This window comes from Methylobacterium sp. 10, from assembly GCF_000519085.1.
Lineage (GTDB): Bacteria > Pseudomonadota > Alphaproteobacteria > Rhizobiales > Beijerinckiaceae > Methylobacterium.
The window spans coordinates 648546-669793 of the sequence record NZ_KI912577.1 but is presented as its reverse complement, the minus strand read 5'-3'; the positions used below and the strand labels follow the sequence as shown (position 1 = coordinate 669793).

Below are 21248 nucleotides of genomic sequence, written 5' to 3'. Positions count from 1 at the left end.
TTTCAGCGCGCCGCCGCCGTCCTCGCGGATCGAGGCGGGGTTTCCGCGACGATGTGGAACGCCGCCGGGCGGCGGAACAGGAAGACGAACGGCGTGTGGCGCACCGCTCGTTCGATGGCGAGGGGGACGAGCACGGCGACGATCGTCACGGTGAGGCTGGCGAGCCCGATATCGGTGATGGCGCCGGTCTTCACGATGAGCGTTCGCGTGGCCGCCATGGGCAGGAAGAACGCGAGGTAAATGACGATCGAGCGCTCGCCGCAGGCTCTGAGCGCCGCCGTGACCGGCCCGCCCGCGAGGGTCAGGAGGGCGCCGGCGGCCACGATGGCGAGCGCTCCGGCGCCGCCGAGGGCGAGGCTGACGAGGGGCAGGCTCCCCAGGGTCGGGAAGGTCGCGTGGCCGGTGGCGGTGAAGGCGAAGACGCCGTTCACCACGGCCCAGGCCGCGAGGCCGCCGAGGGCGGCGAGGGGGCGGCGCTGGACGAGGCCGGCGAACCGGAAGATCCGGTCCGCGAACAGGTAGCCGGCGACGAACCAGACGTAGCGGCCGCAGAATTCGGTGACGAGATCCGAGTATCCTTCGAGGGGGAGGCTCTGGAGCAGGGCGGCCCCGCCGAGGAGGAGCGCCGGATGCAGGCCCCGCAGGAGCTTCGTCAGCACCGAGAACACGGCGAGCAGGTAGATGAACCAGAGGGTGGAATAGGGCTCCACCAAAGCGTGGGCGAGATGGGCGAGAAAAGCCCCCGGCCCGGCGCCGTCGACGATCTGGCCGTACTTCACCGCCGATTGGATGAGGACCCAGAGCAGGTAGAAGTAAGCGAAATGGACCACCCGCCGGTCGGCGAAGACGCGCCAGTCCCGGTCGATCACGCGGCCGACGAACAGACCCGACAGGAGGAAGAAATCGGGGATGCGGAACGGCTTGGCGAAGGCGACGACGGTGTGGAGGAAGCCTTCGCCACCCATCTCGTTGCCGGTGCCGAGGGTCGAGTGCATCATCACCACGAGGACGATGCAGAGGCCCTTGGCGACATCGACCCAGGCGAGTCTCAGGGCCTCCTCGGCGCCGGGGCCTGGGATTTGGGTCGCTGGCGCCAAAGCTGCACTCCGTCGAGATCCGGGGACGAGCATGGCCGATCCGGGGTTAACGCCGGCTGCGGCTGATGCGGTTGTCCTTGATCCATGCCGAATGCCCGGTCAACGCGAGGGCTCGGATGCCGGATAACCCGCGGCGGCCGGTCCGCGCCGTGAAATCTTCGATCCCATGGCGGAATATCAAGTATTCGCATAACTTGTCGCGTTTCGCCGTTGGCGAGCCGAAAGACAGGGGAGGGACTCGTGAAAATATGTGTTCCCGCCGCAGCGTGGTGCTTCGTTGCCTCGTCTGCCTGTGCGCTCGAAGCGCACGACATTCATGGAACGTGGCGCCTCGCGAATGCCACCCGCAGAATCGTCGACACCAACGAGATGATCGACGCTTACGGTGGACCCCGCCCCAGCGGTTGGCTCACCTACGGCAAGGACGGGCGCATGATGGTGATCTGCGCCTTCGATGGGCGCGTGAAGCCCATCGCGAACGACAAGATGACCGATGAGGACCGCATCCGCTTGCACAAATCGTTCTTCGCTTACGCTGGCACGTACGAGCTCGACGGCCAAAAGATCACGCACGCCATCGACACGTCATGGAACGAGGCCTGGACCGGAACCTCGCAGGTGAGGGATGTGGAATTCAAGGACGGCCGGATCACGCTGACGACCCCACCCTTCAAATTCAACGTCGATGGACGGACGAGCGTCATTACCCTCGTCTGGGAGCGGTATCCCTGAACACCGCTCCGTCCCCGGTTTGGGGAGCCCCGCCCACTCCCGCTCCCTCAAAAGTCGAGGGAGGCGGACAGAATGAAGGTCCGGGGCGATGCGACGGTCACGAACATAGGCGGTCAGCCAATCCGTGAGGTCGTATTCCACGAAGGAGGCGACGGTGTTGTCGCGCTGCTTGAGCAGCGTCCCTGGAAACCAGTTGCTTCGGGCATTGGGCGGCTGGGGAATGAAGGGGATATCCGATTGCAGGGTCAGCTGCGGCCGGAAGCTCTTGGTGTCGTCGTTCTGGGAGATGATATCGAGGGCCCGGCGCAGGGCAGCGGGCACTTCGATCCGCCCCGGCCGGCCCCCGAAATGGCGGGACGTCAGGAAACCTTGCGACGCGAGAGCTTGCGAGCCCGCGTCATCCGCGTGGCGGCGTGGAAATCATCCGGCTTGGTCCGCACCCAGGCGAGGAAGCCGCTGATCTCGGGATCGGCCCGCAGAACCTCGATATCGGCGAGGCGGCGGGCGATCTCGGCCTCGCTGTAGCGGGCATGGATCGCCGAATGGCAGATCTGGTGCAGGCGGACGGTGCCGGCTTTCGCGCCGCCCTTCAGCTTGGGTGTGAGATGATGCAGGCTCGATTTGGCGCGCGGCGGGATCGGCCTCTCGCAGAGCGGGCAGATCGCCGGACCGGCCGACCGGTCCGCGTTCTCCTCGTCGTCCCGCCATTGCCGGGCGCGTCGTCCCAAATCCCCGTCTCCCATCCTGCCGGTATCAACGCGGCATCCCCGGAATGGGATCGCCGCTCCTGACGGGACGGAACGTCGCTTCCGCCTCCGCGTCACGCTGGCCGAGGAGCGAGACGTGGTCGCCCGGCACGGCGACGAATCTCGCCCTCGGTCCGGCCATGGCCGCGAGGTCGCGCCCATGCGCCACGGGAATGACGGGATCGTCGGTGCCGTGGACGATGAGGATGCGCCCCGCCGCCCCGCCGATGCGGCGATCCGAGCGCCAGGTGTCGCGCAGGAGCAGCCCGGGGAGCAGAGGGAAGTGTTCGCCAACGAGGCGCGCGAGGGAGACGAAGGGCGCTTCGAGATAGAGGCCGAGATGCGGCTCGCGCGCGGCCACGGCCACGGCCACCGCCGCCCCCATGGAATGGCCGTGGAGCAGGATGGGCGCACCGGGGGCGCGACTGGACACGAAGCGGTAGGCAGCCATCCCGTCCTCGATCAGGCCCGCCTCGCTCGGGGAGCCGGTCGAGCCGGGATAGCCGCCATAGGCGATGGCGAGGGTGCCCCAGCCGGCGTCGCGCCAGACCCCGCTCGAGAATCGCGCGGCATGCGGTTCGGGCAGCGAGCCGTTGCCGTGGAAGGTCAGCACCACGCCGCGTCCGGGTTCGGGCGCCCGCCACAGGCCGTAGAGTCGGCGTCCGTCGGCCGTCGTCACCGTGACCGCCTCCGTCCCGGCCGGCACCCCGCGTTCGCCCTCGCCGAGGCCGGCCCCGAAGGCGCCGGGATAGATGAGATGGCGCTGGAACAGGTACAGGGCGCCGAGGACCGAGGCGGAGAGCCCGAGGGCGACGAGCAGGATGACGCGGAGCAGGATCATTCGCGGCGGGCTTGGCTCATGGGATGGGAGGGGCGGTCGAAGGCGGCGCGCTGTTGAGACCACCACCCGATCGTGTCATGCGCACGAAGCTCCCGCGATGCGACGGTGCCGCGCGCGGGGCTACGAGCGTATGAGGCGTTCGGGAATGGCGGAATTTGGGAATTCGACCCGCCGCCGCCCGTCCTGCGGTCCGAGGCTCCATCGGGGGTGAGATGTCGTCAGAGCTTCCGCCAAGCCAGGTTCGAGCCGCGGCCGTGCCGGTCGGCCCCAGCGCGAACTTCCTGCTCATCGCCCTGATCTTCCTCGGGACCGGCCTCGCCATCGGGACCGGCGCCGTGGCGGGCTCGGGTGTGGCGTTCGTCTTCGTGATAGCCGGCTGGCTGCTCAGCCTGTGTCTGCACGAATTCGGCCATGCCTTCGTTGCCTGGAAAGGGGGCGATGCGGACATCCCGCAGAGCGGCTATCTCACCCTGGACCCGCGGCTTTATGCCGACGCCCTCTCGTCCATCGTCCTGCCGCTGCTGTTCACGATTCTCGGAGGGATCGGGTTTCCCGGCGGGCGCGTGTTCGTGAACACCCATCTCCTGCGCAGCAAGGTCTGGATCTCCGCCGTGGCGGCGGCCGGCCCGGCGATGAACGGTCTCGTCCTCCTCGCGCTCGCCCTGCTCTATTCCCTCACGGGCGAGGAGTCCGACACGCTCCGGGCGGTGCTCGCCGTCTCCGCCCTGTTCCAGGGCACAGCCATCATCCTCAACCTGATGCCGTTTCCGGGCCTCGACGGCTACGGCATCCTTCAGCCCTGGCTGCCCGAGCCGGTGCGCCGCGTCGCCGACCGGGCGGCCCTGCACGTCAACCTGATCCTGGCGGGCCTCTTTCTGTTCTCCAGCGCCTTCGGCCCGGCGGTGTTCCGGGCGAGCCTCTTCATCATCGGCCTCCTCGGCATCGAGATCGTGGATGCGCGTGTCGGCTACGGCCTGATCCGTCTCTGGTAAGCCGTCCGCACCCGGCCTATGAGGCAGGGAGGGCGGCGCGGCCCACGGAGATGGCAATGGCCCTGAAGACGACGTTCGTGGTCCAGACCTTCGTGATCAAGCGCAAGCGCCTCGTGCCCGGCGACCGCGAGGTCGCGCCCACCGAGAGCGGCGCCCTGAAGAAGGCGGAGGCCATGTCCGGCCGCATGCCCGGCACCGCCGCCCTGAAGGTGGTGGCCGACGACGAGACCGGCGAACTCGAGAGCGCGACGATCCTCGGCCAGTTCGGCGAGGTGCCCGACGATTTCGCCGAGAGCCTCACCGGGGGCTGACGCGGCGGCACGCGTGATAAGCGCGCAGGCCGGCGCCGCCGGCAACGCATCCGCCCCTCGTGCGTAGGTCCGGAGATCCATCCAGACCCCCGCAGAGACCGGAACCCCCGCCGATGAAACACAAGCCCCTGCGCGAGCAGGTGATCGTCATTACGGGTGCGTCGAGCGGCATCGGCCTCGCCACCGCCCGCATGGCGGCCGAGCGGGGCGCGCGCGTCGTCCTCGCCGCACGGAGCGGGGATGTCCTCGCCAGACTTTGCGAGGAACTCGGAGGCCCTGGCCGGGCCGTCTCCGTCGTCGCCGATGTGGGACGCCGCGAGGATGTCCAGGCCATCGCCGACACCGCCATCGCGATCTTCGGCGGTTTCGATACCTGGGTGAACGTCGCCGGCCTCACCGTCTACGGCCCGCTCTCGCAGATCGCCCAGGAGGACCACGAACGCCTCATCCGGACGAACCTCTGGGGCACGGTGAACGGGTCCCTGATCGCGGTGGAGCACCTGCGCCGGCGCGGGGGAGCACTCGTCAATGTCGGCAGCATCGCCTCCGACCTCGCTTTCCCGTTCCAGGGCCTCTACGCGACCTCGAAACACGCGGTGAAGGGCTTCACCGATACGCTGCGCATGGAGCTGATCGCGGAGGATGCGCCGGTCTCCGTCACCCTGATCAAGCCCGCCTCCATCGATACCCCGCTCCCCGACCGGGCCCGCAACTACATGGACCGCCGGCCGACCCTGCCGCCGCCGATCTACCCGCCGGAGGAGGTCGCCAACGCCATCCTTCACGCAGCGGTGCATGGCCAGCGCGACATCATCGTCGGCGGGGGCGGCAAGCTGTTCGTCATGGGCAAGGAATTCGCGCCCGGCGCCTACGACCGTCTGGCCTCCGCCATCATCGCCCTCCAGAAGCGATCCGAGCCTGCGGAGCATTCCGAGGGTGCCCTGCACGCGCCGCGCGGTGCCGGCGCGGTGAGGGGCTCTCCGCCGTTTCCCGTCATGCGGTCGAGCGCCTATACCCGGGCGACCCTGCACCCCCTCGTGACCCTGGGCGCGGTGGCGGGCCTCGCCGCCACTGCCGCCGTGCTTCTCGGCCGCAAATCGTCCCCGCGAAGGCGGTCCTGAGATGGCGGGAGCGATCGTCGTCCAACCCCGGCGCGGTGCGTCTCCCCCGCCGGTGCCGGTCCGGGCGGACATGCCGCCGCGTCGTTTCCTCGACATCCCGAATGGGCCGAGGATCGCCTATGTGGAGGCGGGGTCGGGCCCGGATCTGATCCTCGTCCACGGGGCGGTGATGACCCTGGACGACATGTGGCTCGGCCCGATGGAGGCGCTGGCGCGGCATTTCCGCGTAGTCGCCATCGATCGGCCCGGCCATGGCGAGAGCGAGCATGTCCGCCTGAGCGATGCGTCGGTCTGGCGGCAGGCTCAGATCGTCCGTGATGTCGCGCGGGGCCTCGGGCTCCGGCGTCCCGTCCTCGTCGGCCATTCCTTCGGCGGGGCCGTCTGCCTCGCCTTCGGCATGGCCTATCCCGACGAGGCGGGCGGCGTGGTCGCGGTATCGCCGATCTGCTTTCCCGAGCTTCGCCTCGAACAGATGTTGTTCGGGCCGCGCGCCAGCCCGATGGGCGGGGACGCGCTGTCGTGGATGCTCGCCGGCAGCGACGCGTTCCTGATGCCGTTGCTGTGGCGGGCCATGTTCCTGCCGCAGCCGATGCCGGCGCGTTTTGCCGCCGAGTTCCCCTTCGGCCTCGCAGGCCAGTCCCGGCGCCTCGTCGCCGATGGCGAGAACGCCAATATGCTGTGCAGCGACCTGTCCCGCAGCGCGCTGTCCTATGCGGCCTGCCGCGTGCCCGTGGCCATCCTGTGCGGCAGCGCCGACATCGTCACCAACCCGCTGATGCACGGGCGGCAGGCCGCGCGCCTGATCCCGGATGCGACCTTCCGGTGGCTGCATGGCCTCGGCCACATGCTCCATCACTTCGCTGGTGAGGCCGTCGTGGAGGCGGCACTCGAGATCGAGCGGCGACGCGCGAGCTGCGACTGAGCCCGGCCGTGGTCCGGCTGTGGCTCCCTCACCCGGTGCGTCCGACGGGCGCTCCTTCGCCCTGGCCGGAGGCGGAGTCGGCATCGGGCGTGAACGTCTCCCCGGCGAGCCCGTTCAGGAACGGAGCCGCAGCCTCGGCCGCCGCCGCGTCGATGGCGCGGTAAGCGCGGACCAGAGCGGTGCCGAAAGCCGTCAGCCGCGCCCCGCCGCCGCTCCTGCCGCCGATCTGGACCTCCACCACCGGCCGGCCGAAGCCGGTGTTCAGCGCCTCGGTGAGCGTCCAGGCCCTTCTGTAGGACATGCCGATGGCCCGGCCCGCCGCCGAGATCGAGCCATGCTCGGCGATCATTTCGAGGAGCTGGATCTTGCCCGGACCGACGCGGTTTCCGGGGCCGAGATCGATCCGGATGCTCAACGTCGCCATCTGCCCGTCTCCCGCTCACCCAGCGCCCCGGGCCCGTTCCGATGTGGAGCGACGATAGGCCGAATGGAGGGCCATTTCGACCGCGCGCTGGCCGATCGATCCTTGAGCAATCGATATGTCCAGATGTATATAGCGTGACGTCGGGCCATCGTCATCGACGCGGCCGCCTGACGGCTGTCCCCTCATTGTCCGCCTTCGAGAGACGATCCGTCATGTTCACCTCCCTCCGTGCCCTCGTCCTCGCCGGCTCCGTCATCCTGGCGCCTGTGATCCTCGCTCCCGCCGCCCGGGCCGCCGAGACGACCACGGTGTTCGCGGCAGCGAGCCTGAAGAACGCCCTCGACAATGCCGGCAAGGCTTTCACCGCCAAGAGCGGCGTCGAGGTAAGGGCGAGCTACGCCGCGTCCTCGGCCCTCGCGCGGCAGATCGAATCCGGCGCACCGGCCGATCTCTTCGCCTCGGCCGATCTCGAATGGATGGATTATCTCGGAAAGAAGAACCTGATCCGTCCCGAGACCCGGGTGAACCTGCTCGGCAACCGCATCGTCGTCATCGCTCCGAAGGATGCCGGGACCGCCGCCGTGCCGTTCACCGCCGAGGGTTTCGCTGCGGCGCTGGGGCCCGACGGGCGTCTCGCCACCGGCGAGGTCAATTCGGTGCCCATCGGCAAATACGCGAAAGCCGCCTTCGAGAAGCTCGGTCTGTGGGGAGGCCTGCAGCCGCGCCTCGCCCAGGCCGACAACGTGCGGGCCGCTTTGCTGCTGGTCTCGCGCGGGGAGGCGCCGCTGGGCGTGGTCTACGAGAGCGACGCCAAGTCCGATCCGGGGGTGAAGGTGGTGGGGGTGTTTCCGGCGGACAGCCACCCCCCGGTGGTGTACCCGTTCGCCGTCACGGCCGAGGCCAAGGGAGAGGGCGCTGCGAAGTTCCTCGACTTCCTCCAGGGAGTGGACGCCAAACCCTTCTTCGAAGCCCAAGGCTTCACCATCCTCGGCCCCAATTCCGCACGATAAAAGGGAAACGTCATGAAGATCAGCGCGCGTAACACCCTCAAGGGCAAGATCGTCGCCGTCGAGAAGGGCGCCACCACCGCCCATGTGAAGATCGAGATCGCCGACGGCACCGTCGTCACCGCCTCGATCACCAACGAGTCGGTGGATGCGCTCGGCCTCACCGTGGGCGGCGAAGCCTATGCCGTCGTCAAGTCCTCGGACGTGATGATCGCCGTCGACTGAAGAGTTGCGGGAGGCATCGTCCCCACCGGGGCGTTGCCTCCCGACCGATCGGGCATCCGCATTCCCGCGACCACAGCCGTTCACCGCTTGACTGCACTGCCAGTCCGCTCGTGACGAGGCGCCAGGTCCACCGAAGATCGAGGCCGTTCAGGCCTGGTCGGTGAGATAGGTGAAAATTCACTCCCCCGATGCGTTCGTCGCCGAAGACTTTGCATCGTTCCGCGCTGAAAATCGAAAATCCATTCCGTTGACAGGGACGGCAAGTGCCTCATGATGCGAAGGCAATCTTGATTAGTTTCTGTGCGTGACCGATCAGTAGTAGAAAAATCTGTCATTTATATTGTCGCTGACAGTCTCTGAACTTCTGTCGCGGTCCGGTTCACGCCGTTCTTTTGGAGCGGTGATCGGCCTCCCATGGCCAGTCCGAATCTCACGCCGCCCCGACGTCCAACGGAGCTGTGCCATGTCCAATCAGAGCACGACGACAACGCGCTCCGCCGCCTCGCTTCACCCCGAGATCCTCGCTCTGCATGCGGGCTGGCGCGCCGATCCGACCTCGGGCTCGGTGGCGGTGCCGATCCACCAGACCACCTCGTTCCAGTTCCGCGACACGGCCCATGCCGAGAACCTGTTCGCCCTGAAGGAGCTCGGCCATCTCTATACCCGTGTGACCAACCCCACCGTCGACGTGCTGGAGCAGCGCCTCGCCGCCCTCGAAGGAGGGGCGGCGGCCCTCGCTCTCGCCGCTCTTCCACGAGGTCGGACGCAACGACCTCAAGGGCCGCCTGCGCTCTCATCCCGATGTGGCGGCTCGGTTCTACGGCGACCTCGCCGTGACGGGGTCCGCATGAGCGGCGGCCCCTGGCGCGTGATCTCCGGCCTGCTGAACGCGTTCCTGCGCGGTCCGCCCTGGCACGACGACGGTCAGCGCGGCATTCCCGACGCCGCTCATCTCGGCGGTGTCGCCGCCATGTTCAGCCACGCCACCTTCCTCAGCGAGGTTTCCCCTCCATGGCAGCCGACATCGCCGTCTCCGACCTGGAGCCCCAGGCCTATCGCGACATCCGCGCGGCCAACGAGCGCTACGTGGAGAGCTTCGACAAGGGCGACCTCGCCCTTCCGCCGGCCCGCCGGTTCGCCATCCTGACCTGCATGGATGCGTGCCTCGATCCGGCGAAATACGCCGGCCTCGGCGAAGGCGACGCCCATGTCATCCGCAATGCCGGCGGGCGGGCCAGCGACGACGCGATCCGCTCCCTGGTGATCTCGCACAAGCTCCTCGGCACCGAGGCGTTCTTCGTGATCCACCACACCCATTGCGGGATGGAGCTGTTCACCGACGCCGTCATCGGCGATCTCCTCGCCGACAGTCTCGACACCGCGAGCTTCGACGGCACGGGATGGTCGAACCCGCTCCATGGCGGCGGCTCGCCGGCCGGCTACGCCATCGACTGGCTGACCATCCCCGAGCAGAGCCATGCCGTCACCTCGGATGTCCGGCGTATCCGTGCGCATCCCCTCGTGCCGAGCCGCATCCCGATCTTCGGCTTCGTCTACGACGTCGCCACGGGGCGCCTGAACGAGATCGCGGCAGCCAGCGAGGCCGGCCGGCCCACGCCGCCGCTTCATCTCGGATAGGGGCAACGTCATGAGACGTGCCCTGTGGCCGATCCGGTCCCGCTCCCGCCGGATGCTGAAACGCAGGCTGCGGAGGGCGAGGGCGTTCCACCCGGCCCTGCTTCGCGAGCGAACCAGGCTCCCGGCCGATGCGTCGGCTGACGAAACAGCTTCGGAGTAGACGCCTCTCGGCTCAGCCGGGCGGGCCCGCCGCCGGGATCGCCGCGATGCCGGCCGAGGCAGCCCAGGCCGTGAGGTCGGATTTCCGGATCGCCGCCGCCATCAGGTCGGGGAACAGGTCCGGCGTGCAGGCGAAGGCGGGCACGCCCAACGCGGCGAGCCGGCCCGCCAGCGCCCGGTCGTAGGAGGGCGCGCCCTCGTCTGACAGGGCCAGCAGCGCCACCACCTGCACGCCCGATGCCACCATCCGCTGCGCGCGCGCCAGGAGCCCGGCCTCGACGCCGCCCTCGTAGAGGTCGGAAATCAGGACCAGGATGGTGTCCTCGGGGCGGGTGATGCGGGATTCGCAATAGCCCATCGCCCGGTTGATGTCGGTGCCGCCGCCGAGCTGGACCGAGAACAGCACCTCCACCGGGTCTTCCAACTCGTCGGAGAGGTCCACCACCTCGGTGTCGAACACCACGAGCCGGGTGGTCACCGCCGGCAGCGAGGCCATTACCGCGCCGAAGATGCTCGAATACACGACCGAACTCGCCATCGAGCCGGATTGGTCGATGCACAGGATCACGTCCTTGAGGCTGGCGCGCTGGCGCCGGCCGTGGCCGAACCGGGTCTCGGGGATGATGGTGCGGTACTCGGCCTGGTAATGGCGCAGGTTGGCCCGGATGGTCCGGTTCCAGTCGATCTCCGCATGGCGCGGGCGTCGGTTCACGCTGGCGCGATCGATGGCCCCGGTCACCGCCTGGCGCAGGGGCTCTTCGAGCTTGCGCATCAGGGCCTCCACCACCTTGCGTACCACGAGGCGGGCGGTGTCCTTGGTCTTGCCGCCCAGCAGCCCGCGCATGGAGATTAGGGTCGAGACGAGGGCGACGTCGGGGACCACCGCCTCCAGCATCTCGGGCTCGGTGAGCATGCGCCTGAGGTCGAGGCGCTCGAAGGCGTCGCGCTGCATCACCTGCACCACGGAGGCCGGGAAATACTCGCGGATGTCGCCGAGCCAGCGCGGCACTGAGGGGGACGAGGCGCCCAGCCCTCCCTTCCGGTCGGAATCGTAGAGGGCGCCGAGCGCCCGGTCGATGCCGACATCGCGGCCGGACAGCCCGCAGCCGGTGCCGTCCGCCGCGCCCCCACCGAGGACGAGGCGCCAGCGGCGCAGGCGCTCGGTGTCGCTCATGGCGTGTCCTCCGTCGTCTCGTCCCCACTCGGCGCCATGAGGAGGCGCAGGATCGGCAGCACCCTGGCGGCGCGTCCGGCATTGAGGATGCGCCCGGATTTCTCGCCGGCGGAAACACCCGTCGCGTGGCGGTTCAAAGCCTCTCCGATGGCGCGCCGTTCGCCCCGCGAAATCGTCGCGAACGTGCGGCGCAGGAGGGGGAGCAATTCGGCAAAGAGCGTCGCGTCGAGGCCGGAGAGCCATTCGTCGAGGATCGCGAGCAGGGTGCCGCCATGGATCAGGACCGTGCCGCTCTCCTCCAGGAAACCCTCGATCCAGGCGGCGGCCGCCATCGTGCCCGAGGCGCGGGACAGGGCGAGGCGAAGCCGATTGCCGGCCTGCTCCGCCGTGAGGGCCCGGTCGTCGAACAGCAGCCGCACGGCGCGTCCGACGACGCGGCCATGCACATGGGTCTGGTCGGCCAGGCCGCGAAGGGCCTCCTGCCAGACCGCCTTCAAGTCGGGCTCCTCCAGGAGCGAGATCGCGCCGTTGACGCCGACGATCCGCCCCATGGCCGATGCGGCGGCCTCGTCGTCGAGGCTCTGGCAGGCCGCCGTCAGCCCGGCGGCGGCGCGGGGCACCAGCCCGTGCACCACGCCGAGGACCGGGCCTGTATCGGAGGAGCGCACGGACCCGTAGCGCGCCAGTTCGGCGAGCGGCGGCAGCGCCTCCATGAGGTCGAATACGTCCGCCGAGACGGCGGCCCGGTCGTTGATGGCGCGGATCACATCCTCCCCGGCTCCGGCGAGATCGGCGTCGAGGAGCGTGCTGATGAGGCTCGACAGCTCCGCGACGCGGGTCGCCTCGCGAGCCCGCCTCCGCACCCGGCTGGCGGCGGCCTCCGCCACGGTGCCGCCATCGGCCGAGGCGGCGACCAGATCCACCACCCATTCGGGCTGCCAGGACAGGAACCACGCCTCCTTGAAGGTGCCGCGCCCGCGCGCCTGCTGACGCTGGCCCCAGGGGATGCCGATGAGATGGAGCCGGTTGAGGAAATGGCTGCGGGCGAGGTCGTTGTCCTTGCGTAGGTCGAGGACGAGTTCACCCGCGACCGCCTCCGGCTTGAGGCGCAGGCTCTTGCAGGTCGCGGCGAAATCCGCCTCCACCGGCGTGCCGGGACTGTCCGGTGGGGTGGCGCCGAGGCGGTCGCCGATGACGAGCTTGCGCCGGATCAGCGCCATCGGCGCCGGATCGGCGAAGCACAGGGTCGCCTGCGCGGCCTCGTGCAGGTCGTCGAGGGACGGGCGCGCCCGTCCCCGGAAACCGGCCAGCGCCTCGGCGAGGCGGACGGCCTCGATCACGGAGGCCGGCGAGGCGTCGAGATCTTCGGCACGGAGCAGGGCCGCCGCGCGGGCGAGCCAGCGCGCTGCGACGCGGCCCTCGTGGTTCCACAGGGTATCGTACCATTCCGGCGAGAGCACCCCGGCCCGGTAGCCGCTGGCGGTGGCCAGACGCTCGTAGGACCAGGGCGCCCAGGCGGCGGCGACCTTGGTCTTGGGCAATCCCTTCAGGGTCGCCGCATCGAGGCCGACCTGTCCCTTGGCGTCGTGGCGCGCCAGCGCCGGGGCGTGCCAGGCGCCGCAGACCACGGCGATGCGGGCGAACCCCTCCTTGCCGGCCTTGCGGATCGTGCTGCGCATATGGGCTTCGCGCGCCTCCTCGCGGGAGGCCTCCTCCGGGTCGGCGCCGGCATCTTCGCGCAGCGCTGCCATCGCCTCGGCGATGGCGTCGAACACGTCGCCGTCCTCGCCCGCCCGACTCTCAACAAGCGCGTCCCACCAACGCTCGCCGTCCGGAAAGCCGGCCAGCGCGGCGAGTTCTCCGAGCGGGTCGCGCCGGATCGCGGTGGATGCCGGAAGGGGAGTGTCCTCCTGCCCCGCCTCTGCCGCCGGCTCAGCGTCGAGGGGCGCCGGAGCATGAGATTCCTGGTCCGGCGCTTCTTGCTCGAGGGGGCCTTGCGGCGCGCCGAACCCGTCGGCGAGCTGGATCGCATGCGGCAGGTCGATGAAGCGCAGGGTCGCCCCATGGTCGAGGCCGTGGCGCATGGCCACCCATTCGGGCGAGAAGACCGCGAAGGGGAAGAAGGCGCAGGTCTGCGGCCGGTCCGCCCGGTAGACGAGCAGGGCCACCGGCGGCGCCATCGCCGGGTCGGCGACCAGCGGGATCAGGGCGTCGGCATCCGGCGGCCCCTCGATGAGCAGGCAATCGGGCCGGAAGGCATCGAGGGCCGCGCGCAGGGAGCGGGCCGAGCCCGGCCCGTGGTGGCGGATGCCGAAGATCCGAACCTCAGGCATCGCGGCCGGGGGTGTTGGGGCGAAGGCTCATGGCACGAACGGTCTCGTGGGTGGGATGTCGCGGTGGATGGCGCGCGGGGGAGGGTGGCCCTCGCGTCAGCGAGGGTCGGGAGAGGGGAGCGCCGTATCCGGAGAGGTCGCCCCCTCCCCCGCCTGCTCCGCAGGCACCCTCCCCCGCAGAGGGGGGAGGGTGAGCACGGCCTCACGCGCTCTCGCGGGCGGCGCGGTAGAAGTCCTTCCATTCCGGCCGTTCCTTGACGACGGTCTCGAGATATTCTCGCCAGACGATGGCGTCCTGCACCGGATCCTTGATCACCGCGCCACTGATCCCGGAGACGAGGTCGTGAGCCGAAAGGTGGCCGTTGCCGAAATGCGCGGCCAGCGCCAGCCCGCTGCCGACGACGCTGATCGCCTCGGCCGTGGAGAGCGTGCCGGACGGCTGCTTGACCTTGCTCTTGCCGTCGGCCGTCACGCCTTCCCGCAACTCGCGGAAGATGGTGACGACGCGCCGGATCTGGTCGGCGCCGGGCGGTTCGGCGGGGATCTCGAAGGCGCGCCCGAGGGCGGCCACGCGGGTCTCGACGATGGCGATCTCGGCCTCGATCGTGGCCGGAGGGGGCAGCACCACGGTGTTGAAGCGGCGCTTCAGGGCGCTCGACAGCTCGTTGACGCCGCGATCCCGATTGTTGGCGGTGGCGATGAGGTTGAAGCCCCTGGCGGCGGCGATCTCCTCGTTGAGTTCGGGGATCGGAAGGGTCTTCTCGGAGAGGATCGTGATGAAACTGTCCTGCGTCTCGGAGGGGATGCGGGTCAGTTCCTCGACGCGGGCGATTCTGCCTTCCTCCATGGCGCGCACGATCGGGCTCGCCACCACCGCCTCGCGGCTCGGTCCCTTGGCGAGGAGCAGGGCGTAGTTCCAGCCGTAGCGGATCGATTCCTCGCTGGTGCCGGCGGTACCCTGCACGATGAGGCGCGAGGTGCCGCAGATGGCCGCCGCCAGATGCTCGCTGACCCAGCTCTTGGCGGTGCCCGGCGTGCCGAGGAGGAGGAGCGCCCGGTCGGTGGCCAGTGTCGCCACCGCCACTTCCATCAGGCGCCGGTCGCCGATGTATTTCGGCGAGACCTCGAAACCGGAGCCTAGCCGCCCGCCCATGAGGTAGGTGACGACCGCCTGCGGCGAGAGCAGCCAGTTCGGCGGACGCGGCCTGTCATCGGCGCCGCGCAAGGCCTCCAACTCCTCGGCGAAGGCATCCTCGGCGGCCCGTCGGAGCTGCGTCGTCTTGGTTCGGTTGGTCTGGCTCATGGCTCAGGCGAACTCCCGTCGGATGGTGGCGCGCAAAGCGAGAATCTCGGCGAAGTCCTCGATCTGCCGGCGCAGGTTCTCCTCGGCCTCGTCCGGCAGCCGGGCGAGGATGGCGGCGGCGGAGGCCGCATGGTCCTCGCCGGGCCGGGCCCGTTCGGCGAGGCGGGCGAGCAGATGAGCGGAGGCGAGCCCGCGGCAATCCGACGACGAGGTTCGCGTCACCGAGGCGACCCAATCGAGGAGGACCGCCGTGAAGGCCTCCGACAGGGCGGAGGGTGCCTGCCGCAGGAGGGCGAGGATCGTATCGATCTCCCCCTTGTCGAGCATCCGCGCCACCGTCGCCTCCCATTCCGCATCGGGGAGCGACCGCACGGCGCGGGTCCAGATTTCGCGGAGCGCTTCGCTCGGCTGAATCCCGGACAGGCGTCCGGCGACTCCCTCGGCCAGCACCGTGACCATCACCCGCGCCCAGTCCAGGTTGCGCTCGCGCCGCGCGGAACTGAGGAACCCATCGACGATGGGCTGTGGCCATTCGCTGCGCAGCGCCAGTTCGATCCAGAGCCCCGGCGGATGTTCGGCGAAGGCGTGCAGCGGGGCCGCGGCGACGATGGCACGAAGCAGGCTGGCCTTCGCGCCGCCCCTATGCCGCTCGTAGGCATGGGCCTCGATCCCGTCCCGGGCGAGCGTCGGCGATTCCTCCGGCAGCGTCACCACCAGGGTGTGTTTCGTCCCGCCGAGGAGCTTTCGGCGGCTCTCGATCACCAGGATCGTCCTCGCCCTCGCCGCCATGCGCGAGGCGAAGAGCGATCCGGCAAGACGCGGCAGCAGCGCTTGTGCCGCCGACCGGACGCCGCTCGCGCGATCGTCGAGGCAGGTCTCGAGGAAGGGCGCGTCCGCCTCCGACAGGCCGATCTCCAGGGCGGAGACGAGGTTCTGGCGCATCTCCGCCTTCTCGGCGCGGAAACCTGATTCCAGTTCGAGGCGGGCTCCTTCCGGATCGCGCAGGCGGAAGGCGACGAAGGCCGCACGTCGCTCGGCGGGGCTTGCCTCCGCCCCATCCGGAGCCGTCGGCGCGGCGCCGGCGGCGCAGGCCCTGTCGAGCCAGTCGAGCTCCTCGCCCGCGATCGCGTCGATGGTCTCGCCCCACTCGCGCCGGTAGGGTGCCAGGGCCGGAAGCAGCCAGGGCGGCGCGCGCATCCCCGCTGCAGCGGCGAGCTCGCACCATTCCTTCAAACGGCCCCGCGCCGCCGTGCCCCCGGCGAGGAGGAGGCCGAGCCGCGCCGCAGCTTCAGGCGGGCAGGGACGGCCCTCCACCAAGCGCGGCGGCACCGGAGTGAAGGCCTCGGGCGGAAGGCCGCTGCCGGCGAGATGGTGGATGCCCGCGACCGCGACCCGCGCCAGCAGGGCTGTGCCCGGCTCTCCGCACGGAAGCGCGCCGGCCACCGTCTCGAAATCGGCGGGGGCGGGGGAACGGTCGGCCCCGAGCAGGGCGGAGACGAGTGCCGATTCCCAATCGTCGGGGGTGAAGGCGCCGAGACTCATCAGGCCGCCCTCACCAGGATCGGCCGGGGATCCTGGGCCGGGACCGCATAGAGGTGCCCGTCGGCCACCATGGCCAGGGGTGCCAGCGCGAACCCGTCATAGAGCCCGAAAAGATCGATATGGCCGCCTGCCGCAACCGCCATCAGAGGGGGGAAATGTGCGGAATCGGCAAGGGTGAAACAGCCGGTGGCATCACCCGCGGCCATGGCGCCATCCGCCCTATGCCCGAGGCGCAGGCCGGACAGCCGAACCGGCCAGCGGTCGATCCATGGCGCCCTTGCCAGGGCCTCGGCGAAACCGTCGAGGGCCGCGGCGACGCTCGTCGCGCCGGGCAGGGAGCCGGCCGGTGCCGGCCCGGCGCGCCCCTCGTGAAACACGGCCCTGAGCGGCGGATCGCCGGGATGGAAGACGAGCGCGCCCGAGAAATCCTGTCCCGCCGCCGGGACCGGCGGCAGCGGCGAGCCGGTTGTGCCGTAATCGACCACCTGAGCCATGGCGCCGCTCGTCCGTCCGGCGAGCCAGACGGTGCGGGCGGTGAGCTTGTCCTCGTCCTCCACCGCATGGGCGAGGACGGCCCACTCGTCGACGACATCCGGCCGGCTCGCCATCTCCTCGGCGGTCACGGGATAGCCGATGGCCGCGCGGACGCCCGCCGCCTGTTCGGGCGTGAGCTTGTCCAGACGCCGCGCGGCGCGGACCAGCAGGGACAGGCGGCCGAGGGCGAGGGCGAGGGTGGCTTCCGGACGTGCCACCCCCGAGACGGGCGCGGCCGCGACGAGGCCCGGCATGGCCCGAACCCTGCGGGCGAGGCCCGGGGCCTGTCCATCGACGAGACGCCCCGCCATGCGGTCCCAGAAGGCATAGGGCTCGCGCCGCACCGTCGCGAGACCGCGCCGCATCAGGTCGCCGAGCCAGAGATCGAGCTCGTCGAGGGCCGCCGAAACCTTGCCCTCGCGGGCGTGGCGGCGTTTGGCCTGCCCCTTCTCGTCCACGGGGGCCGGGACCGCCTGAGCCCGCGCCTCGGCGGAGACGGCACGGCTCTCGCGCCCCCTGATCCACGCGGCGACCCAGTCGGGCGGTTCGGTCTCGGAGATCGGCGTGGCGGCATCCACCAGCATCAGGCCGAGGGCGTGCTTGCAGGGGAATTTCCGGCTCGGGCAGGTGCATGTCGAGGCCGGACCGGAGAGATCGGCGACCGTGCGATAGGGGTTCGCCCCACTTCCCTTGATCTCACCCCAGACGACGTCGCCAGCTCTCCCGAGTCCGCCCCACTTGGCCGGTTTCGCCTGATCCTGGCCGGCCTTGCGGCTCGATGCATCGGGAGCGAGGTCGAGGATTTGCGCGGAGGTGAGGCTCATACGGCGATGGGATGGCGATTCCGAAGTGGGATGCTTCGCACGAGCGTAACAAGCCGAAACTGTAACGCAAGCATAAATCTATAGTTTAACTTCATAATAAGAAGACATCCTATAAGGATGTCGGGGAACGGGCCGGCATAAGGTGTATGCAAGGCTAAAGCGCCAAGGAGACAGCATCCGACTGGAAGATGGGAGTGATCGAAGCTCAGCTCTCCAGCGATCGTCGGGCTTGCTGCCGTAATTTGACCTCGGAAGTGGCTCTCGTTCTTCCGACTGCAATCTCGTTCGGTGTCATCTGTAGAGCTGAGGTGGCGGTTCGGTGTCTCTCCCAAAACTCCCGCTGCGCCATCGTGCGCCGACCGTGACCGGGAGTGTCGTGAGTGCTCTCAACGATGAGCCTCCCTGATCGACAAGGGCGCGGACTTTTGCCCGGAGTTGCCCTCGCGCAAGACTGCCGGTTTCGCGAACGGTCCAATTCCAGGGCATCCGCGCTCCCCGCGCGGGCGGCTGCTGGATTCACACAGCTGCGTCTTTGAAAGCTCGACGTGTTCCTCTTCACCCTTGTGGAGAGAGTTTATGAGCCGGGGGGCCGGGGGTGGCTCCGCCAGCCTCCGCAGCAGGAGGGTCGTCCCACCACCCCCTCCAACTCCTCCCCAGCGGATCACGGGCAAGCCCGAGTTCCGCTGGGGAGGACAGTCGCGTAGCCCGTGAGAAATGTGAATCCCGTAGCCGCCGGAGGGAGGGACTTCCCCATGGGCCGCGACATATGAACCTATCTCCGAACTTCGCGTTTACAGTCCTTGTGTCAGCGGGGGAATGGGATGCGCATCGAGGAATACCGCGAGCCCACTTGGCCTCGGCCCCGTGCCACGGATCTGAACAGTGCGCTGACCGAGACGACACGGCGGCGTCTCGGCGAAGAGCTGCAAGCCCTCTACGAGCCGGTCATCGACGAGCCGTTGGACCCACGCCTTGCCGAACTCATGAAGCAGCTCGAGGCGGACCGGGACCGGTAGCGTCGAGTCTGGTCGAAGGATCGAGGAGCATCCTCTCCGTGTTGTCCGACGATCTCTCTTGCGGGCAAGGGGCTCCGCTCAGATCCTGCCGGGTTTCGGATGCCGATGGATGGGCGGAGCGGGATTGCAGCGCGCCCATGCATTGGCCGGCCCCGTCAGGGCAAGAATGCCCGAGGCCTGGATCCCGCGGCGACTCAATGAGTGACCGTAGATAGCTTTCGATCTCGGCGAGGCGCCAGTGCGGCACTGTCCGTGGCTCGTGGTCATCGAGGCGCCGACGCTGGTCGAGGGGGGGCGGCAACGACAAGCTCTTCCTTCAGGGAGCCGAAAACTTTACGATCACCGACGCGAACTTCAAGAAGATCGAAGCGGTCTACGTGCGCGATGTACTACTGACCCTCGATATGTCTGATGTCAGCACGAAAGTCGCGATCACCGTACAGAATGCCGCAACTACGCTTGCTACGGTGATGGGTACCAAGGGTAACGACACCATCACGGCCGGCGCGGGTGACACGGTCATTGACGGTAGCACCGGGAGCGACAAACTTTATGCCGGCGCAGGGACCGATACCTTCACTTTCAAATCGAACTTCGCACGCGATAATGTCTATGGCTTCGAGTCGGGCCCAGACACATTTTGATGTTTCGGCTCTCGTCAACAGCTTCAATGACATCAACATCAGCGAGCTGATTGGTGGGGCGAACACCCTTATCACCTTCGACGGTGCTGGGTCTGGCAACAAGTTCATTCTTCATGATGTTGCCGCCTCATCGCTTCAGGCAAGTGATTTCGGCTTCCTACTCCCTTAGGCCCACGCCTCATGCATCACCAAAAGCCTGGCCGGATCACACCGTGCCGGGCTTTTTGCTGGCAGGATGCCAGCCGCCGCATGGCGCTTCTCACCGGGCATGCTGGTATTCTCGTCGGCGATCCGCCGAAATCGCCCGTGGACCTCGCGCGCCCAGTGCCGGAGTTCGTCGTCGCGACGGCGATCCGCCAAAGCAACTTGGGAGGCGTGCCGCCGAAACCACAGAAGGACGCGGCAATGCCGCCCGGTTCCGTAGCCCTGCACGGACGAAACAGCCAACCGGGCTCAATGCTGGAATGGCATAAATAGTAATGGTGCCCAGGGACGGAGTCGAACCGCCGACACTGCGATTTTCAGTCGCATGCTCTACCAACTGAGCTACCTGGGCCTCCGCCGAAGCGCTTGGCGCCGTCGACTGGAGCGGGGGTATAGTGAGGTGATGGGGCCCTGTCCAGCCTCCTTCTCACGCATCCTGCAATCGGATTGATTCAGGATGAGCGCGGCGGAGCATCGTCCTCGGTTTCGTCCTCGTCGGTGGGGATCGCATAGCGGTCGGTGAGCCAGCGGCCGAGGTCGATATCGGCGCAGCGGGCCGAGCAGAAAGGCTGGAACTCCGGCTGCGCGGGCTTGCGGCAGACGGGGCAGGGCTCGGGCTTGCGCTTGGAGGGAGCGGTCCCGGTCATGCCATCGCTCCCCAGGCTTGCCGCACGGGAAACCCCTCGCCTTCGAGGAGGTTGATCGTCTCGTAGAGCGGCAGGCCGACCACGGCGCTGTGCGAGCCCACGAGCTTGACCACGAAGGCTCCGGCGAGGCCCTGGATGGCGTAGCCGCCGGCCTTGCCCCGCCACTCGTCCGAGGCGATGTAACTCTCGATGTCGCGGCCGGAGAGGCGCTTGAACCGCACCCGCGTCTCCACCACGCGCTCGCGGCGGTTGCCCTTGGGGGAGAGCACGCACACCGCCGTATAGACGCGATGCTGCCGCCCGGAGAGCAGACGCAGGCAATCCGTCGCCTCGTCGGCCAGTTCCGCCTTTGGCAGCACGCGCCGGCCCACGGCCACCACCGTATCGGCGGAGACGATGTAGCTGTCGCGCATGTCGTCGCGGCGACGGGCGGCGTCCCCCGCCACGTCGAGCTTGGCACGGGCGAGGCGCCGGGCGAGTTCGCGCGGTGCCTCGGACTTGTTGGGGGTTTCGTCGATATCGGCGGGCAGCAGGGCGTCGGGTTCGAGGCCCGCCTGCTGCAGCAGCGCCAGCCGACGCGGCGACGCCGAGGCGAGGACGAGGCGCGGGCCAAGGCGGGGCGTCCCGCCGGAGGCGGCATTCATCGTGGCGTGCGTGCCGCCTTGCGCGGAAGAGATATCCATCGGTGCTTTTTGACAATCCGCATGCTGGGGATGGGCGCCGTGCCGAAGAGGCGAGCCGACCCGGTCGCGCGATGGGCCGGATCTAATGGGCCGGTTCGACATGCCGAACCGTCCGCCACGCTATCGGAA

General features: G+C 69.0%; 22 protein-coding genes, 1 tRNA gene and 2 pseudogenes. 13 read left to right on the top strand and 12 right to left on the bottom strand.

Features of this window, described 5'->3' with window-relative positions; genetic code table 11:
• Positions 1-2: 2 nt before the first annotated feature.
• A complete protein-coding gene (locus K368_RS0103110) occupies positions 3-1097 on the bottom strand; it encodes an acyltransferase family protein (RefSeq protein ID WP_155934986.1) in 1095 nt (364 codons plus the stop codon).
• A 240-nt stretch (positions 1098-1337) separates the two neighbouring features.
• On the opposite strand from K368_RS0103110, the gene K368_RS23780 reads away from it, so the two are divergent.
• On the top strand, positions 1338-1829 hold the full coding sequence (locus K368_RS23780; RefSeq protein WP_051439731.1) for a lipocalin-like domain-containing protein: 492 nt from the start codon (positions 1338-1340) through the stop codon (positions 1827-1829).
• A gap of 359 nt (positions 1830-2188) precedes the next feature.
• On the opposite strand, the gene K368_RS0103100 is transcribed toward K368_RS23780, so the two are convergent.
• Complete coding sequence (locus K368_RS0103100) at positions 2189-2572, bottom strand: restriction endonuclease (protein WP_197030971.1); 384 nt, start codon at positions 2570-2572, stop codon at positions 2189-2191.
• A gap of 10 nt (positions 2573-2582) precedes the next feature.
• Complete coding sequence (locus K368_RS23775; protein WP_036265921.1) at positions 2583-3416, bottom strand: alpha/beta hydrolase; 834 nt, start codon at positions 3414-3416, stop codon at positions 2583-2585.
• 254 nt (positions 3417-3670) lie between these two features.
• Between K368_RS23775 and K368_RS0103090 the strand changes: the two genes are divergently transcribed.
• From K368_RS0103090 to K368_RS0103075, 4 genes are all read left to right on the top strand, one after another.
• Positions 3671-4408, top strand: coding sequence for a site-2 protease family protein (locus K368_RS0103090; RefSeq protein ID WP_036265919.1), 738 nt, complete (start codon positions 3671-3673; stop codon positions 4406-4408).
• 56 nt (positions 4409-4464) lie between these two features.
• Complete coding sequence (locus K368_RS0103085) at positions 4465-4719, top strand: hypothetical protein (RefSeq protein ID WP_027171111.1); 255 nt, start codon at positions 4465-4467, stop codon at positions 4717-4719.
• Positions 4720-4832: 113 nt separating this feature from the next.
• Positions 4833-5840, top strand: a complete 1008-nt coding sequence (locus K368_RS0103080) for an SDR family oxidoreductase (RefSeq protein WP_027171110.1) — start codon at positions 4833-4835, stop codon at positions 5838-5840.
• A 1-nt stretch (position 5841) separates the two neighbouring features.
• Positions 5842-6762 carry an alpha/beta hydrolase gene (locus tag K368_RS0103075; RefSeq protein WP_027171109.1) on the top strand — a complete coding sequence of 307 codons (921 nt, stop codon included), beginning with the start codon at positions 5842-5844 and terminating at the stop codon, positions 6760-6762.
• Between the two features lie 28 nt (positions 6763-6790).
• On the opposite strand, the gene K368_RS23770 is transcribed toward K368_RS0103075, so the two are convergent.
• Positions 6791-7186 carry a winged helix-turn-helix domain-containing protein gene (locus K368_RS23770; RefSeq protein ID WP_081739480.1) on the bottom strand — a complete coding sequence of 132 codons (396 nt, stop codon included), beginning with the start codon at positions 7184-7186 and terminating at the stop codon, positions 6791-6793.
• Positions 7187-7398: 212 nt separating this feature from the next.
• Here K368_RS23770 and modA point away from each other — a divergent pair, with 212 nt between their 5' ends.
• The 5 genes and pseudogenes from modA to K368_RS0103050 all read left to right on the top strand — a co-directional run bounded on the left by modA (position 7399) and on the right by K368_RS0103050 (position 10056).
• Positions 7399-8196, top strand: coding sequence for a molybdate ABC transporter substrate-binding protein (gene modA / locus K368_RS0103065; RefSeq protein ID WP_027171108.1), 798 nt, complete (start codon positions 7399-7401; stop codon positions 8194-8196).
• A 12-nt stretch (positions 8197-8208) separates the two neighbouring features.
• Positions 8209-8418 (top strand): molybdopterin-binding protein, encoded by a 210-nt coding sequence (locus K368_RS0103060; RefSeq protein ID WP_018041720.1) that lies wholly within the window; start codon positions 8209-8211, stop codon positions 8416-8418.
• Positions 8419-8881: 463 nt separating this feature from the next.
• A pseudogene (locus K368_RS25790) lies at positions 8882-9166 on the top strand (PLP-dependent transferase); the annotation flags it as partial.
• A pseudogene (locus K368_RS27260) lies at positions 9159-9269 on the top strand (isopenicillin N synthase family oxygenase); the annotation flags it as partial. The pseudogenes K368_RS25790 and K368_RS27260, both read left to right, overlap by 8 nt.
• A gap of 160 nt (positions 9270-9429) precedes the next feature.
• Positions 9430-10056: a carbonic anhydrase gene (locus tag K368_RS0103050; RefSeq protein WP_051439730.1), complete on the top strand. Its 627-nt coding sequence runs from the start codon at positions 9430-9432 to the stop codon at positions 10054-10056.
• Positions 10057-10228: 172 nt separating this feature from the next.
• Here K368_RS0103050 and K368_RS0103045 read toward each other — a convergent pair whose 3' ends face one another.
• From K368_RS0103045 to K368_RS0103025, 5 genes are all read right to left on the bottom strand, one after another.
• Positions 10229-11389 carry a VWA domain-containing protein gene (locus K368_RS0103045; RefSeq protein WP_027171105.1) on the bottom strand — a complete coding sequence of 387 codons (1161 nt, stop codon included), beginning with the start codon at positions 11387-11389 and terminating at the stop codon, positions 10229-10231.
• Positions 11386-13722 carry a DUF5682 family protein gene (locus K368_RS0103040; protein ID WP_027171104.1) on the bottom strand — a complete coding sequence of 779 codons (2337 nt, stop codon included), beginning with the start codon at positions 13720-13722 and terminating at the stop codon, positions 11386-11388. The genes K368_RS0103045 and K368_RS0103040 overlap by 4 nt, the downstream gene beginning before the upstream one ends.
• A 202-nt stretch (positions 13723-13924) precedes the next feature.
• Positions 13925-15025: an AAA family ATPase gene (locus tag K368_RS0103035; protein WP_027171103.1), complete on the bottom strand. Its 1101-nt coding sequence runs from the start codon at positions 15023-15025 to the stop codon at positions 13925-13927.
• A 3-nt stretch (positions 15026-15028) separates the two neighbouring features.
• A complete protein-coding gene (locus K368_RS0103030; protein WP_027171102.1) occupies positions 15029-16567 on the bottom strand; it encodes a DUF5691 domain-containing protein in 1539 nt (512 codons plus the stop codon).
• A complete protein-coding gene (locus K368_RS0103025; protein WP_027171101.1) occupies positions 16567-17925 on the bottom strand; it encodes an SWIM zinc finger family protein in 1359 nt (452 codons plus the stop codon). Before K368_RS0103025 ends, K368_RS0103030 begins: the two co-directional genes overlap by 1 nt.
• 821 nt (positions 17926-18746) lie before the next feature.
• Between K368_RS0103025 and K368_RS0103020 the strand changes: the two genes are divergently transcribed.
• The 3 genes from K368_RS0103020 to K368_RS26440 all read left to right on the top strand — a co-directional run bounded on the left by K368_RS0103020 (position 18747) and on the right by K368_RS26440 (position 20062).
• The gene (locus K368_RS0103020; protein WP_027171100.1) at positions 18747-18941 is read left to right on the top strand and encodes a hypothetical protein; all 195 of its coding nucleotides are present in this window, start codon (positions 18747-18749) and stop codon (positions 18939-18941) included.
• A gap of 377 nt (positions 18942-19318) precedes the next feature.
• Entirely contained in the window at positions 19319-19585 is a 267-nt protein-coding gene (locus K368_RS0103015) for a hypothetical protein (RefSeq protein WP_027171099.1), read from the top strand.
• A 249-nt stretch (positions 19586-19834) separates the two neighbouring features.
• Positions 19835-20062, top strand: coding sequence for a hypothetical protein (locus K368_RS26440; RefSeq protein ID WP_155934984.1), 228 nt, complete (start codon positions 19835-19837; stop codon positions 20060-20062).
• A gap of 3 nt (positions 20063-20065) precedes the next feature.
• Here the strand turns inward: K368_RS26440 and K368_RS0103010 are convergent.
• The 3 genes from K368_RS0103010 to K368_RS0103000 form a co-directional block, all read right to left on the bottom strand.
• Positions 20066-20141: transfer RNA gene (locus tag K368_RS0103010), tRNA-Phe, on the bottom strand.
• Positions 20142-20241: 100 nt separating this feature from the next.
• The gene (yacG, locus tag K368_RS0103005) at positions 20242-20436 is read right to left on the bottom strand and encodes a DNA gyrase inhibitor YacG (RefSeq protein ID WP_027171098.1); all 195 of its coding nucleotides are present in this window, start codon (positions 20434-20436) and stop codon (positions 20242-20244) included.
• Entirely contained in the window at positions 20433-21080 is a 648-nt protein-coding gene (locus K368_RS0103000; RefSeq protein ID WP_027171097.1) for a Maf-like protein, read from the bottom strand. The genes yacG and K368_RS0103000 overlap by 4 nt, the downstream gene beginning before the upstream one ends.
• Between the last annotated feature and the right edge of the window lie 168 nt (positions 21081-21248).